This is a genomic window from Streptacidiphilus sp. ASG 303, from assembly GCF_020991365.1.
GTDB lineage: Bacteria > Actinomycetota > Actinomycetes > Streptomycetales > Streptomycetaceae > Peterkaempfera.
In genome coordinates this window covers 1-13,691 of the sequence record NZ_JAJLRA010000013.1, presented here as the reverse complement: position 1 = coordinate 13,691, position 13,691 = coordinate 1, and the positions used below count along the sequence as shown (strand labels likewise).

Genomic DNA, 13,691 nt, shown 5'->3' with positions numbered 1-13,691 from the left:
CGGCGGCGGTACCGCCGGGACGGCGTTCGCGGCGGGCGCCGCTCCACCTGCCGCGGCGCCGCCCCGCGGTGCCGGCCGTGTCCGGCCGCCGAACGGGCCGCATCGCCGCGGGATGCGGGCGGCGTCAGCCGGTGACCGCCACCGTGACGTCGTAGGAGGACTGGGCCGGTGAGCAGGGCTTCGCCTCCCCGCAGGACCTCCGGGAGGCGGTGATGCGGGCGGTTCCCGGCTGCCGCGCGGTGAAGCGGGCGGTGGTGGTGCCGCAGCCGCCGCCGGGCCGGCAGGTCGCGCCGGGGCTGGTCGCGCCGTCGGCGGCTGGTGCCAGCACCTTCGGGGCGGAGGCCGCGGGGATCGACCAGTAGGTGCTGTGGAGCAGGACCGTGACGGCCGTTCCGGTGCGCACCCGGACGGTGGTCCCGGCGGAGCGTTCGTCGAGGGTGACCGCTCCGGCCGCCGGCGTACCGGGGTCGGACGCGGACGCCGTCGCGGTGCCCCCCGCCGTCGCCGGCGGACGGCCGCCGGAGGCGGGGAGGCCGCCGCCCGACGAGCAGGCGGCGGCGCCGGCGGTCAGGACGAGGGCGAGCAGGGCTCCGGTCGCGGGCCGGCTGCGCCGGCGGTCCGGTCGGGGGGGCATGGGTCCTCCTGGAGCTGGGGTGTGCTGCGGTGCGCGCCTGTGGGGGCGGTCCGGGCGGACCGCCCCCACAGGGCTGGGACGACGCCGTGTCAGGAGGCGTTCAGGGCGGTGTCGTCGAGGACGAACGAGGTCTGGAGGCTGGAGTCCTCGGTGCCGGTGAACTTGAGGGTCACCGTCTGCCCGGCGTAGCCGGACAGGTCGAAGGACTTGAGGGCGTAGCCGGTGGCCGCGTTCAGGTTGGAGTAGGTGGCGAGGGTGGTGCTGCCGACCTGGACGGTCAGCTTGTCGTAGGCGGAGGTCGTGGTGGTCTCCGCGGTGTCGACGTGCAGGTAGAAGGAGAAGGTCGCCTTGCAGCCGGCCGGGATGGTCACCGACTGGGAGACGGTGTCCGTGTGGGCGCTGCCGTAGCCGTTCATCCAGGCCTTCCAGCTGCCCGAGTGGGCGGGCTCACCGGTGGAGTTGTCGACCACGCCGGTGCTGGCGGTCCAGGGGGCGGCGGTGCCGGTCTCGAACCCGGGGTTGCCGAGCTTCTGGCCCGGGCTCGGGCAGCCGCCGCCGGTGGTGCCGACGGTCCAGGTGAAGGAGGTGCTGCCGGTGGCGCCCGTGCCGTCCTTGGCGGTGACGGTCACGGAGGAGGTGCCCGCCGTGGTCGGGGTGCCGCTGATCAGGCCGCCGGAGGAGATGGACAGCCCGGCCGGGAGCCCGGTCGCGGTGTAGGTGAGCGTCTGGCCCGAGGCCGAGTCCGAGCCCGACATCTGCAGGGAGACGGCGGTGCCCACGGTGCCGCTCTGGTTGCCGGGGTTGTTCACGGTGACCGTGTTGCCCGTGGTGCCGCCGACGATCGCGTGCGAGATGGCGCAGGAGTTGGTGTCGTTCGACCAGCTGGCCTGCTCGGCGAAGGTGCCGGTGCCCATGGTGACGTTGGCCGCGCCGCCGGTGCTGCCGGGCGCGATCCAGGCGCACTCGTCGGAGTTCTCCTGGCCGTTGTACGAGCTGCCGGTGTGGTTGGTCCAGCCGCCGGCCGGGTTCTGGTCCGACATCATCTCGTGCCACTCGTGGCCGAGCGTCATGGTCCAGCCGTCGAGGGTGCCGGGGGAGTTGACGAAGCCGACGCCGCAGCCCGCGCCCGAGTCGATGTTGTACGGCTGGTTGCTGAAGGCGACGTCGCCGACGGTCGAGGAGACCGCACCGCCGGTCAGCGTGGTGTCGCCGTTCCAGTCGTGCCAGGCGCAGTACTGGCCCTGGTAGTTGTCCGGGTTGGTGCCGTGCGGCGAGAGGATGACGTAGTAGGCGTTCCGGTTCGCCGCCGCGGTGGTGTTGCCGAAGTGGCTGGCCGCCTTGACGGCCTCGACGCCGAGCTGGTGGCCGGTGGCGGCGCTCGGCGAGGCCGCCGAGTTGTCGTACCACACGCCGCTCAGCACGCCGCCGCTCTGGTACGGGATGAAGTTGGCGTTCGCCGGGCAGCTGGTCGCGCCGGTCGGCACGTTCGGGCCGTCGCACCACTGCGTCAGCTCGGCCGACCACCGCTCGTTGCCGGTGCCGATGCCCTTGAACATCTCCTGGGCGGCGGCGGCGGCGCCGTTCGCGTCGCCGGAGAACGTCAGGTCCCCGCTGCTGTTGGTGCTCTGGGTGCCCCACTGGGTCCCGTAGAAGACCAGGTAGACCTTGGAGTGCCCGCTCTGGACGCCGATGCCGTCGACACCGCCGCCGTAGGAGAGCGTCTGCGTTCCGGTCGCGACGCTCGCCTGCTGGTTGGCCTTGGCCCAGGCCTTCATCTTCGCGTGCGTGCCGAGGGTCGGCACGACGCCGTGGCGGTAGTCGTGCCCGTAGGCCGGGCTGTACGGGTTGGTGACGGGGTTGCTGTGCGCGGTGTGGGCCGCGGGGGCGGCGGCCGGCGCGGCGGCCAGCGCCTGGGGTGCGGCGGCCAGCATGCCGCCGGACACCAGGGCCGCGGTGGACAGCAGGGCGGTGGCCCCGCGACGGGTCATCCGGCCGAGTCGGCCGGATCTCCCGTGGTCCGTGTTCTGCGAACGCAAGTGACTGCCCTCCAAGGGGGTCGGGGGCCCTGCGGCGGGGAGTTCGCCTGCTATGTCCAGTTCATGACAACACATGATCCGGGACATGACGGGTCCACAGCTGCCGGCGGGCTTCGAGGAGCGCGCATTCAGGGGTGAGGGGTGCCACCCCGATGAGTGGTGGCAATCGATGATGCTAGGGACCGCCGCTCCGGGGGGCCACGGGTGCATTGGCAAAGACTTCCCCCCGGAAGCGTCAAGATCAGGTGGAGGGCCGGGGGCGCCGGGGCGGGGGAGCGGCGGGCCGCAGCGCCCGGCCGCCGATCCGGGAGGGCTGCGGCGGCCCGGCGCCGATCGGCGGTAGCGTGACGCCGTGGACGCGGACGACGGACCGGTCAACGACCTCATCGCCCTGGGGCTGTCGCGCTACGAGGCCCGGGTGTACCTCGCCCTGGTCAGGCGCGAGTCGTACACCGCGGCCGAGGCGGCGCGCGAGGCCGACGTGCCCCGCCAGCGCATCTACGACGTGCTGGACGGCCTGGTGCGGCGCCGGCTCGCCGTGGCCCGCCCGGGCAGGGTCGCCACCTTCTCGGCGGTCGCACCCGAGCTCGCCACCGCCCGGCTGATGACGCTGCAACGGGAGTCCCTGGACCGGCTGGAGCGGGTGTCCGCGGCCCTGACCGCCGCGCTCCTGCCGGTCTGGTCCGACGGGCGCACCCACACCGACCCGCTCGACTACATCGAGGTGCTGCGCGAGCCCGGCGCCATCGCCGAGCGGTTCGCCGACATCCAGGAGCAGGCGGGGCGTGAACTGCTGAGCTTCTGCAAGCCGCCCTTCGTCGCCCCGGCCGCCAACACCGAGGGCATCGCCGTGGTCCGCAGGCTGCACCGGGCGGGCGGCAGGGTGCGGGCGGTCTACACGCACGACGCACTCGACGACGCCGAGACGCTCGACAACGTCAGGTCCTTCGCCGAGGCGGGGGAGGAGGCCCGGTTCACCGCCGGGCTGCCGCTGAAGCTCGTCATCGCCGACGCCTCGCTCGTGCTGTGCGACATGCCGGACCCGGTCGCCGGCACCGGCGCCACCACCGCGCTCTACATCGAGCACCCGGCGCTCGCGGCCTGCCTCCGGCTGGCCTTCGAGAGCGTCTGGCAGTGCGCCGAGCCTGCCGCCGGGGCGCGCGCCGCCCGGTGACCGGCAGCTCCCGGCCCCGGGGGTGCCCGTGCGGCGCCCGGCCGCCGCCGGTGGCGCACCCGCCCGCCCGCCCGGCCGGGGCGGCCCGGCGGCCCGCTACCGCTCCGGTTTCCGGGCCTCGATCAGGAACCGCTGTGCGTGGGCGACGAAGGGGCCGTGCCGTTCGATGAAGCCGTGGAGTTCCGCGAGACGGCCGCGGTGGGCGTCCACCGTGAAGCCCGGGACGATCCAGACCACCTTCCGCAGGAAGTGGACCACCGCGGCGATGTCGTGGAACTCCATCCGCAGCGCCTCCTGGCGCAGGTCGAGCACCTCCAGGCCGGCGGCCTCGGCGTCCGCCACCGCCGTCAGGGGGCTGCGGGACGGGTGCACGGGCCGGGGGCCCATCATGAGGTCGGTCAGCTCCCGGACGGACCCCGCGCCCACCTGCTGGGAGAGGTACGTGCCCCCGGGGCGCAGGACGCGGTGGACCTCGTCCCAGCGGACCGTGGTCGGGTGCCGGCTCACCACCAGGTCGAAGCGGTCCGACGGGAAGGGGAGGTCGGCCGTGTCGTCGACGTGGACGACGACGGCGCCGAGCGGGGCCAGGGTGCGCCGCGCGATCTCCAGGTTCGGCGGCCACGACTCGGTGGCCGCGAGGAACGGCGGGGCGGCCGGGACCGAGGCGAGCACCTCGCCGCCGCCGGTCTGGACGTCGAGGGCCGCTTCCGCCTCGGCCATCCTGGCGGCGAGCAGTCCCGCGTAGCCCCAGGACGGACGCTCCTCGGTCGCCCGTCCCGCGAACCACGAGAAGTCCCAGCCCTCGGTCGGGACGGCCTCGCCCTCGGCGACGAGGTCCTCGAACGCGGACGGGTTCCCGGGCACGGGCGGGCTCCCGGGCACGGATGGATTGCCGGGCGCGGACGGGCTCCCGGGTGCGGACGGGTTCTCGGGTGCGGACACGGGGCGAGGCTGGCAGGCCGCCGCGACCCCGCGCAACCGGATATGCGCCGCCGGGCACCCCGTCAGCGGGCCGCGAGCACCGGGAGCGCGCCGGGCAGGACGTCGAGGGTGTACCGGGTGCCGCCGCCCCCGACCAGCTCCCCGTCCTGCTCGAAGACGAGGGGGTGTCCGTCGGTGCGTTCGACCGTGATGTGGCGGCCGCGTGCGCAGACCACCCCGGGGCGGTCCACGTGCCCTCCGTCGAGGGCGAGCCGCGGCAGGTCGCCCAGCGGGATCCCGGCCCCGACCACGCACACGTCGAGCAGTCCGTCGTCGAGCACGGAGCCGGGCAGCAGCAGGAACCGGCCGCCGCGGCGGCGTCCGCCCCCGACGTTGGCGAGGACGGTGGCGCCCTCGTGGACCACCTCGCCGTCCACGAGGACGCGGCCCGGGTAGGGGCGGAAATCCCGCAGGGTCTCCGCGACCGCGACGGCGTAGCGGTCGCGCCCGGCCACCCCGGTGACGCCGCGCACGGTGACCAGCGCCTGCGCCACCACGCCCGAGCAGGCGCCGAGGACGGCCAGGTTGCCGGTCTCCTCGATGCGCGCCAGGTCGATCCGGCGGGTCGGCGCGCCGGCCAGGGCCTCGTCCAGGGTGGACCGCCACGAGCGGTCCCCCCAGAGCTCCCGGTGGAAGGAGTTGCCGGTGCCTCCGGGCAGCACCAGCAGGACCGGGCGGCGGTCCGGGGCGCCGCCGTGCACCAGTCCGTGCGCCACGTCGTGGACGGTGCCGTCGCCGCCGACGGAGACGACGGTGCCGGGCCCGCCCGGGGCGGCCGCGGCGGCCGCGAGCCCGCGGGCGTGTCCGGGGTGCTCGGTGAGGACCAGTTCGACCGCCGCGCCGGCCGCCTCCAGGCGGCGCGCGACGTCCTCCGGCCGTACCCGGGAGGAGTCCCGGCCCGCGGCCGGGTTGGCGATCACCAGGGCCGACTGCATCCGGACTCCCCCGTTCGGTTCGCCCGCGCCGCCGGACCGCGGGCGGCGGCCGGCGGTGGTGGGGCCGGCGGCGGTGGTGGTGGCGGTTGCGGCGGTGGCGGTTCGGCGGAGAGGGCAGGATTCGAACCTGCGTGGGCTTGCACCCGTACCGGATGGCTCCGGAACCCCGTTGGGCCGCTTCGGGTACCTCTCCCTGCTGCGCCACCCATCCTGCGGCAGCGCGCTGAGACGCCGCTGAGACGCCCCTGAGACGCCGCCGGGAGGCTGCCGGGAGTCCGCCGGGACGGGCGTGACGCCAGGTCAGGCGGGTGCGGTCCCGGGCTCGGGGTCGCCCAGGCCGCGGTGGGCCAGCTCCAGGACGGCGGCGGTGACGGCGTCGAGGTCGATGTCCTCCCGGCGGCTGATCAGGTCGTCGAGCAGCCCGTCCGCCGCGTGGAAGACCAGGCGGCAGGCCAGCCGTGTGTCCTGGGCGCTGAAGGCCCCCGCCAGGGTCCCCCGCGCGACGAAGTCGGCCATCAGGTCGACGACCCGCTGGTTGGAGAGGCGGCACAGCTCCAGGGCGCGCCCGTTCGCCGACTGGTAGACGATCCGGTGCAGCTCCGCGTTGCCCACGGCGTGCTCCACCAGGGCCCGGATCAGGCGGTCCAGCGTCGGCCACCAGGCCCCGCCCTCGTCGAGCAGGGTGCGGGTGGTCTCCAGGAAGCGGTCGACGTAGCGCTCCCACAGGGCGCCGAGGAGGTGCTCCTTGGAGTCGAAGTACAGGTAGAAGGTGCCCTTGGCCACCTCGGCGGCCTCGGTCACCTCGGCCACGGTCGCCGAGGCGAAGCCCTTGTCCCGGAACACCCGCGCCGCGCCCAGGAGGAGGCTCTCCCGGCGGTCCTCCGGGCTCCTGGTCACGCGCCTGCGGCGGGGCGCGGTGCCTGCGGTGGCTGTCATGGTCCTCACCTTGGTTCCACTCGACGGTGCTCCCAATCTACATCCGCAACGCCGCTGACTGACCGTCGGTCATTGACTGACTGACCGTCGGTCATTATCGTGCTGGGGGCCCGGCGGACGTGTCGTGCACCCCACCCCGCGCAGCCGCCGCCCGACGAGGCGGCCACTCCACGAAACAGGGGGAACCCCCGATGACCGAGAGCACCGGAAGCGGCAGCCGCAAGGGGCTGCTGCTGGCCTTCCTCTGCTTCGGCGTGTTCATGGTCTACCTGGACGCCACGATCGTGAACGTGGCGCTGCCGAACATCCAGCAGGACCTGGGCGCCGACATCACCCAGCTGCAGTGGATCATCGACGCCTACACGCTCACCTTCGCGTGCCTGCTGCTGACCTCCGGCACCCTCGGCGACATCCTCGGCCGCCGGCGGCTCTTCCTCGGCGGACTGGCCGGCTTCACGCTCGCCTCCGTGGCCTGCGCCCTCTCGGGCAGCATCGGGCTGCTGCTCGCCGCCCGCGCGGTCCAGGGCGTCTGCGGCTCGATCATGATCCCGGTCTCCCTGGCGCTGGTGTCCGCCGCCCACACCGAGCCCGCCGCGCGCGCCAGGGCGATCGGCATCTGGGCCGGCCTCGGCGGCCTCGCCCTCTCCGCCGGCCCGGTGCTCGGCGGCCTCCTGGTCGACCGATTCGGCTGGCAGAGCATCTTCTGGGTCAACCTGCCGATCGGCGCCGTCGCCGTCGCCGTCCTGCCGCGGCTGCTCACCGAGAACCGCCCGGCCCGCTCCCGCCGCCCGGACCCCGTCGGCCAGCTGCTCTTCATCGCCGCCGTCGCCGCGCTCGCGTACGGCCTCATCGAGGGCAACAACCGCGGCTGGGGCTCCGGCCCCATCGTCGGCTCGTTCGCCGGCTCGGCCGCGGCCCTGCTGGCCTTCGTCCTCTGGGAGCTGCGCCGGCCCGACCCGATGCTGCCGCTCGGCCTCTTCCGCAGCCCCGTCGTCGTGGTGGCCGGCGTGGTCAACTTCCTGAGCCTGTTCGGCCTGTTCGCCGCCATCTTCCTGCTCACCCTGTACCTGCAGAGCATCAACGGCCTGAGCACCGTCGGGACCGGGGTGCGGTTCCTGGCGCTCACCGTCCCGATCATGGTCGCCTCCTTCGCGGCCAGCGTCCTCGCCGCCAGGGCCGGCTCCCGATGGCCCATCGTGGCCGGCTCCGTGCTCTCCGCCGCCGGCCTGCTCGCCCTCACCCGGACCGAGCCCGGGACCGGCTTCGGCGGCTACTGGTGGGCGCTGGTCCTGCTCGGCGCCGGCGTCTCGCTGACCGGTGCGCCCGCCACCGTCGCCCTGCTCGGCTCGGTGCCGCCCGAGCAGGCCGGCACCGCCTCCGGGGTCTCCAACACCTTCCGCCAGGTCGGCGCCGTCTTCGGCGTGGCCCTGGCCGGGGCCCTGCTGGTGCGCCGCCTCGGCGACGGCCTGCCCGGCGCCCTCGCCGCCGTCCCCATGCCCGACGCCGTGCGCTCCAGGGCCGTCGCGCTGCTCGGCGACGGCGACCTCTCCCGGATCCGGCTGCTCCCCGCCGGACTCCGCCGCCCGGTGCTGAACGCCGTCGGCCCGGTCTACGTGGACGGGCTGCACCTCGTGATGACGGTGGCCGCCGTGGGCACCCTGGCCGGCGGGGTCTGCGCCCTGCTCTTCCTCAGGGGCGCCCGGGGCCGGGCCCCGGCGCCCGCGGCCGGGGCGGCCGGGGCGGACCGTCCCGCGGCGGAGGCCGCCCGGTGAACGCCGCCCCCGGACCCGGCGCGGGCCCGCGGAACCCCCCGAGCCTGATCACCCGGCTCGCCGGATGGGCCGCCGCACTCCGGCTCGACGACGCCCCCGGGCGCGTCACCGCCCACCTCAGGAGCCAGCTGCTCAGCCAGCTCGCCGCCGCCCGCGCCGGGTACGCCCACCCCCTCGGGGCGAGGATCCTCCGCGCCTGGGGCGGCCCCCTCCAGGCCGACCCCGGCCGGGCGGCCCGCACCCTGGCCGCGGCCACCATCTGCCTCGACTACGACGACACCGCCTACGCCGGGCACCTGTCCCACTCCACCGTCAACGTGCCCCTCGCGTACGCCCGCCCGCTCCGCCTGTCCGGCCGCGGACTGCTCACCGCCGTCCTCGCCGCCAACGAGTGCGCCGCCCGGATCACCGCGGCCGCCACCCTCGGGCCGTTCCGCGGCCAGACCGCCGGGCACACCCACCTGGCCGGAGCGGTGGCGGGGCGGCTGCGCGCCGAGGACGCCCCGGCGGCCACCTGGGCGAACGCCCTCGGGCTCGCCTTCTCGGTGCCGACCTGGACGCTCCCGCGCGGCTTCTTCACCACCGACGCGAAGCTGCTCACCGCCGCCGCGCCGCTGCAGACCGCGCTGAGCGCCTGCGACGGCGCCGCCGCCGGCCTGCTCGGGCCGGACGACATCCTGGAGCACCCGGCCGGCTTCCTGGACCGCTTCGCCGACCTGCCGCTCCCCGAGGAGGCCGTGGCCGGACTGGGCACCTGCTGGTACACCGAGACGCTGTCCTACAAGGTCCACCCCGGCAGCGCCTACACCAGCGCCGCGGTCGACTGCGCGGTCGAGCTGCACCGGGACCTGCCCGGCCTGCGGCCCGAGGAGGTGGCCGACGTCCTGGTCGAGGGCTCGCTGTTCACCAGCGGCCTCGACCGGATCTCCCGCCGGCAGGCCGTCGGGCCGGACTCCAGCGTCGCCGCGCTCAACTTCTCCCTCCCGTACAACGTGGCCACCGCGCTCCTCACCGGAGCCCTGCGGCCGGCCGACCTGGCACCGCCCGCGGTCGCGGAACCGGACCGCTGGGACCTGGCCGCCAAGGTCCGGACCGGCCACGATCCCGAACTCAGCAGGACCGCCCTGCTCGCCACCGCGCCGCTCGGCCAGGCGCTGCGCCGGGCCGGGGACCGGGCCGAGGGCTGGGTGCGGGCGGCCGACGCGGAGGCGGCCGACGCCCTGCCCCCGTCCTGGCCGCCGCCCGAGGAGGACTTCCGCCGCGCCCGCAAGGACCTGGGCGCCCGGCTCACCGTCCGGCTCCGGGACGGCCGCACGCTGCGCGCCGAACGCCGTACCGCGGTGGGCGCGGCCGGGGACGCCGGGGGCCCGGACCACGCCGACCTCGCCCGCCGGAAGTTCCTCGGCTGCGGGGGCCCCCCGGAGGCCGCCGACCTCGTCCAGGACCTCGAACGGCTGGGGCCCGAGGAGGTCGGGCGGCTGCTCGACCTCGCCCTCGGGGACGTCGGCCGCACCCACGGGCACTGACCGCACCCCCGGCCGCGGCCCCCGGCTGCGGCCGCCGACCCCGTCTCAGGGAAGGGACCCCGGTGGACACCACCTCGCTCCGGACCGCCTACACCGGCCTGCTCGACGCCGCCGCCGCAGCAGGGGCGGCGGCGCAGGCCGGCCGTCCGACCGCGGAACCGCCCGGGGAGCCGGGCGCGGAGCGGACCCTGGCCCACGTCGCCCTCGGCGACCGCCTGCTGGCCGCCGCCGCACGCCGGCTCCTGGAGGGCGCCACCCCGTCGGTCGACAACGCCCCCGCCGTGGACCCGGCGGCGATCGACGCCCTGACCTCCTCGGCCGGGCCCGACGTCCTGGCGGACCTGGTCCGCCGGAACGCGGCGGAGCTGCTCGGCCTGGTGGAGCGGCTCCCGGACGACGCCGCACTCCGGCCCGTCCGGGTGCGCCTGGTGGACGGATCGGGCCGGGAGGCGTTCAGCGGGGAGGTCCCCTGGGGAGAGCTCCTGCGCGTGCGGGCCGAGGAGCACCTGCCCGGACACGCGGACCGGCTGCGGCGTCTGGCGGCGGCCGGCTGAACGGTGGCCCACAGGGGAGAGCGGAGGACGGGCATGGGGGAACGGCGCACGGGGGAGCGGCCGGGCACGGCGGCCGGGCACGGACCGGCGGCGCCGGTGCCGGGCGAGGACGGCGACCCGCACTGCCTGGGGGAGGGGGAGGCGCGCCGGCTGCTGGCCGGGCACCCCTGGCGCCGGCTGGTGGTCCTCGGGGGGAGCGCGGCCGACCCGTCGCCCGAACCCGTACCGGGCTACCGCAGCGCCCCCTGGTACGACCGGATCGCCTCCGCCCTGCGCACCGCCGGTGCCGAGCCGGCCTGCCTCGTCCTGCTCGGCCCGCGGGAGCTGGCCGTCGGCCGGGTGCGGTCCCAGCAGCTCGCCCGGGCCCTCGACTTCAGGAGCGACCTCGCGCTGGTCTGCTGCGACGGCACCGACCTCCTGCGGCCGTCCTTCGCCCCCGACGCGCTGGAGGTCGAACTCGAGCGGATCGTCACACCACTGCGGGACGGCGGCGCCGACGTGCTGGTGGTGGGCCCGTACAGCCTCGCACACTCGGCACGGGCGCCGGAGCCGCTGCGGGAGTCGGTGGGGCTGCGGCAGCGGGTGCTGATGGAGCGGGCGCGCGCCGTGACGCTGCGCCACGGGGCGCTGCTGCTGGACCTGTCGGTGCTGCCGCTGCCGCTGCCGGGGACGGCGGTGTGGGGTGCGGACCGGATGCGGCCGGACGGCCGCGGCCACGCGGTCGCGGCCGCGGCGGCTGTCCGGCGGCTGGGCTCGTTCCTCGCCGAGCGGTGATCCGCGCCGGGCGGTGGTCCTCGCCGGGCGGCGGCCCGCCCGGCGCCGGTGGTCCGCGTCAGCCCTCCAGGGCCTGCCTGAGCCGCTGGAGGGTGGTGCCCATGCCCGCCCGGTTGACCAGGTGGCGGTCGGCCGGCCGGGTCCCGGTGAAGAGCCGTCCCAGCAGGGAGGCGGCCCGGCCGGTGCGGCCGGTGCGCAGGTCCTCCCAGTACTCGGTCACCCGCGTGCCGCCGTCCTCCGCGGCGAAGCGGTACCCCCACCGGGCCACCGGCATCCCGAAGGTGGTCACCCGGAACTCGAAGCACCGCCCCGGGTCGGCCCGGGTCACCCGGCACTCGGTGAACCACACCCACGGGCCCCGGCGGTTGAGGCCGACGAACCGGGTGCCCGCGGCCACGGGCGGGCGGGGCACCCAGACGGCCCGGCACTCGGGGCTCCACCGCCCCATCGACCGCACGTCGGCGACCGCCCGGTACACCCGCTCGGGCTCCGCCGCGACGAGCACGGTCTCCTCGACGCTCCACCGGCGTTCCATCGGTCCGCGGCCCCCCGCCCCTCCCGGCTCCGGCCCCTCCGGCCTCAGCCCCTGGTGAACAGAAGGACGCTGTTCTGCCCCCCGAACCCGAACGAGTTGCTCAGCGCCACCTCGACCGGCATCTCCCGCCCGGCCTTGGCCACCACGTCCAGCTCCACCGCCGGGTCCTGGCTCTCCAGGTTCGCGGTCGGCGGCACGAAGGACTGCTCGACCGTCAGCGCGGTCACCACCGCCTCGATCGCCCCCGCGGCGCCCAGGGAGTGGCCGACCACGCCCTTGACGGAGGTGACGGCGGGCCGGTCGCCCAGCACCCGGCGGATCATGCGGGCCTCGGTGGCGTCGTTGAGCGGCGTCGACGTGCCGTGCGCGTTGACGTGGTCCACGTCGCCCGGGTGCAGCCCGGCGTCCCGCAGGGCCGCCCGGACGGCGAGTTCGGCACCGGTGCCGTACGGCTCCGGAGCGGTCGCGTGGTAGGCGTCGGAGGAGGCGCCGTACCCGCTCACCACGGCCCGCACCCGCGCCCCGCGGGCCCGCGCGTCCTCGACCCGCTCCAGGACCAGCACGCCCGCCCCCTCGGCCGGCACGAACCCGTCCCGGTCGACGTCGAACGGGCGCGAGGCCGCCTCGGGCCGGTCGCGGCGGCGCGACAGGGCGCCCATCTGGCCGAACCCGGTGATGATCGAGGGGACCAGGCACGCCTCGGTGCCCCCCGCGACCACCACGTCGCAGGCGCCGCTGCGCAGCAGGTCGCGTGCCACGCCCACCGCCGTCGTCCCCGAGGCGCAGGCCGTGGCCGTGACCAGGCTCGGTCCCCGTGCGCCGAACTCCATCGCCACGTAGCCGGCGGACATGTTGACCGACAGCATCGGGATGAGCAGCGGGGAGACCTTCAGCGGACCGTCGGACAGCAGGGTGCGGTGCTGCTTCTCCCAGGTCGCGGCGCCGCCGATGCCGTTGCCCAGCACCACGCCCACCCGGGCGCGGTCCCAGTGGTCGGGGTCGAGCCCGGCGTCGGCGAGCGCCTCGGCGGCCGCGGCCAGCGCGAACTGGCTGCAGCGGTCGATCCGCCAGGCCTTGCGCCGGCCGATGGCCCGCACCGGGTCGAAGCCGGTGACCGCGCAGCCGAAGCCGGCGGGCAGGCCGGACAGCTCCGGCACCGCGGTCGCGGCCGTGGCCGCTCCGGCCCGGATGCGCTCCCAGGACGCCGCCACCCCGACACCGGCGGCCGTGACGAGACCGACCCCGGTGACGGCGGCGCCGAACGGGGCGGGGCCGCCCGGCATCAGGCCGCCACCGCCTTCCCGGCGATGACCTCGGCGGCGTGCGCCACGGTGTCGTTCGGGCCCAGGTCGTCGTCGGAGATCGGCACGCCGAACTCCTCCTGGGCCGCGATGGAGAGCTCCACCAGGGCCAGCGAGTCGAGCTCGAGGCCGCTGAAGGTGTCGTCCGGGGCGATCTCCTTCGGTTCGAGGCCGAAGCCGGAGACGAGCAGCTTGACCAGGCGGCCGTAGACGTCGTTCACGGGAGTGCTCCTCGGGTCGGGTCGGGTCGGGTCAGGTCAGGTCAGGTCCGGGTCGGTGCGGTGCGGTGGGGTGCGGTGCGGTTCTCGGGTGGTGGGGGGGGGGGGGGGGCGGGGCCCCGGGGGGGGGGGGGGGGGGGGGGGGGGGGGGGGGGGGGGGGGGGGGGGGGGGGGGGGGGGGGGGGGGGGGGGGCGGCGTGCCGGTCGGCGGGGCCGCTGGTGGATGACGACATGTGTCCTCCGGTTGCCTGACCTGACGGAGTGTGCGGCTTGGGTCAGCCGCCGGCGGCGGCGGTCTCCGCGGGGCTCATGCCG

Annotated in this window: 13 protein-coding genes and 1 tRNA gene; 5 read left to right on the top strand and 9 right to left on the bottom strand. The window is 76.2% G+C overall.

What is annotated here, in order from left to right:
• Window positions 1-124: 124 nt before the first annotated feature.
• Both LO771_RS17705 and LO771_RS17700 read right to left on the bottom strand, forming a co-directional pair.
• On the bottom strand, window positions 125-634 hold the full coding sequence (locus LO771_RS17705; protein ID WP_230653526.1) for a protease inhibitor I42 family protein: 510 nt from the start codon (window positions 632-634) through the stop codon (window positions 125-127).
• 89 nt (window positions 635-723) lie between these two features.
• Window positions 724-2,622: a putative Ig domain-containing protein gene (locus tag LO771_RS17700; protein WP_230653524.1), complete on the bottom strand. Its 1,899-nt coding sequence runs from the start codon at window positions 2,620-2,622 to the stop codon at window positions 724-726.
• Window positions 2,623-3,022: 400 nt separating this feature from the next.
• Here LO771_RS17700 and LO771_RS17695 point away from each other — a divergent pair, with 400 nt between their 5' ends.
• Complete coding sequence (locus LO771_RS17695; protein ID WP_230653523.1) at window positions 3,023-3,844, top strand: TrmB family transcriptional regulator; 822 nt, start codon at window positions 3,023-3,025, stop codon at window positions 3,842-3,844.
• 96 nt (window positions 3,845-3,940) lie between these two features.
• Here LO771_RS17695 and LO771_RS17690 read toward each other — a convergent pair whose 3' ends face one another.
• The 4 genes from LO771_RS17690 to LO771_RS17675 all read right to left on the bottom strand — a co-directional run bounded on the left by LO771_RS17690 (window position 3,941) and on the right by LO771_RS17675 (window position 6,696).
• Window positions 3,941-4,708 (bottom strand): class I SAM-dependent methyltransferase, encoded by a 768-nt coding sequence (locus LO771_RS17690; RefSeq protein ID WP_230653522.1) that lies wholly within the window; start codon window positions 4,706-4,708, stop codon window positions 3,941-3,943.
• Between the two features lie 140 nt (window positions 4,709-4,848).
• A complete protein-coding gene (locus LO771_RS17685; protein WP_230653521.1) occupies window positions 4,849-5,760 on the bottom strand; it encodes a diacylglycerol kinase family protein in 912 nt (303 codons plus the stop codon).
• Window positions 5,761-5,866: 106 nt separating this feature from the next.
• Window positions 5,867-5,953, bottom strand: a tRNA-Ser gene (locus LO771_RS17680).
• A 107-nt stretch (window positions 5,954-6,060) separates the two neighbouring features.
• Complete coding sequence (locus LO771_RS17675) at window positions 6,061-6,696, bottom strand: TetR/AcrR family transcriptional regulator (protein ID WP_230653520.1); 636 nt, start codon at window positions 6,694-6,696, stop codon at window positions 6,061-6,063.
• 191 nt (window positions 6,697-6,887) lie between these two features.
• On the opposite strand from LO771_RS17675, the gene LO771_RS17670 reads away from it, so the two are divergent.
• The 4 genes from LO771_RS17670 to LO771_RS17655 all read left to right on the top strand — a co-directional run bounded on the left by LO771_RS17670 (window position 6,888) and on the right by LO771_RS17655 (window position 11,322).
• Window positions 6,888-8,468: an MFS transporter gene (locus LO771_RS17670; RefSeq protein WP_230653519.1), complete on the top strand. Its 1,581-nt coding sequence runs from the start codon at window positions 6,888-6,890 to the stop codon at window positions 8,466-8,468.
• Entirely contained in the window at window positions 8,465-9,994 is a 1,530-nt protein-coding gene (locus LO771_RS17665; protein ID WP_230653518.1) for an MmgE/PrpD family protein, read from the top strand. Before LO771_RS17670 ends, LO771_RS17665 begins: the two co-directional genes overlap by 4 nt.
• Window positions 9,995-10,056: 62 nt before the next feature.
• On the top strand, window positions 10,057-10,548 hold the full coding sequence (locus LO771_RS17660; RefSeq protein WP_230653517.1) for a hypothetical protein: 492 nt from the start codon (window positions 10,057-10,059) through the stop codon (window positions 10,546-10,548).
• Window positions 10,549-10,581: 33 nt separating this feature from the next.
• Window positions 10,582-11,322, top strand: a complete 741-nt coding sequence (locus LO771_RS17655; RefSeq protein WP_230653515.1) for an SGNH/GDSL hydrolase family protein — start codon at window positions 10,582-10,584, stop codon at window positions 11,320-11,322.
• Between the two features lie 58 nt (window positions 11,323-11,380).
• Here LO771_RS17655 and LO771_RS17650 read toward each other — a convergent pair whose 3' ends face one another.
• Genes LO771_RS17650 through LO771_RS17640 form a run of 3 tightly spaced genes read right to left on the bottom strand, consistent with a single transcriptional unit; the run spans window position 11,381 to window position 13,379 of the window.
• Window positions 11,381-11,857: an SRPBCC family protein gene (locus LO771_RS17650; protein ID WP_230653514.1), complete on the bottom strand. Its 477-nt coding sequence runs from the start codon at window positions 11,855-11,857 to the stop codon at window positions 11,381-11,383.
• A gap of 44 nt (window positions 11,858-11,901) precedes the next feature.
• The gene (locus LO771_RS17645; RefSeq protein WP_230653513.1) at window positions 11,902-13,140 is read right to left on the bottom strand and encodes a beta-ketoacyl-[acyl-carrier-protein] synthase family protein; all 1,239 of its coding nucleotides are present in this window, start codon (window positions 13,138-13,140) and stop codon (window positions 11,902-11,904) included.
• Complete coding sequence (locus LO771_RS17640; RefSeq protein ID WP_230653512.1) at window positions 13,140-13,379, bottom strand: acyl carrier protein; 240 nt, start codon at window positions 13,377-13,379, stop codon at window positions 13,140-13,142. Before LO771_RS17640 ends, LO771_RS17645 begins: the two co-directional genes overlap by 1 nt.
• Window positions 13,380-13,691: the final 312 nt, after the last annotated feature.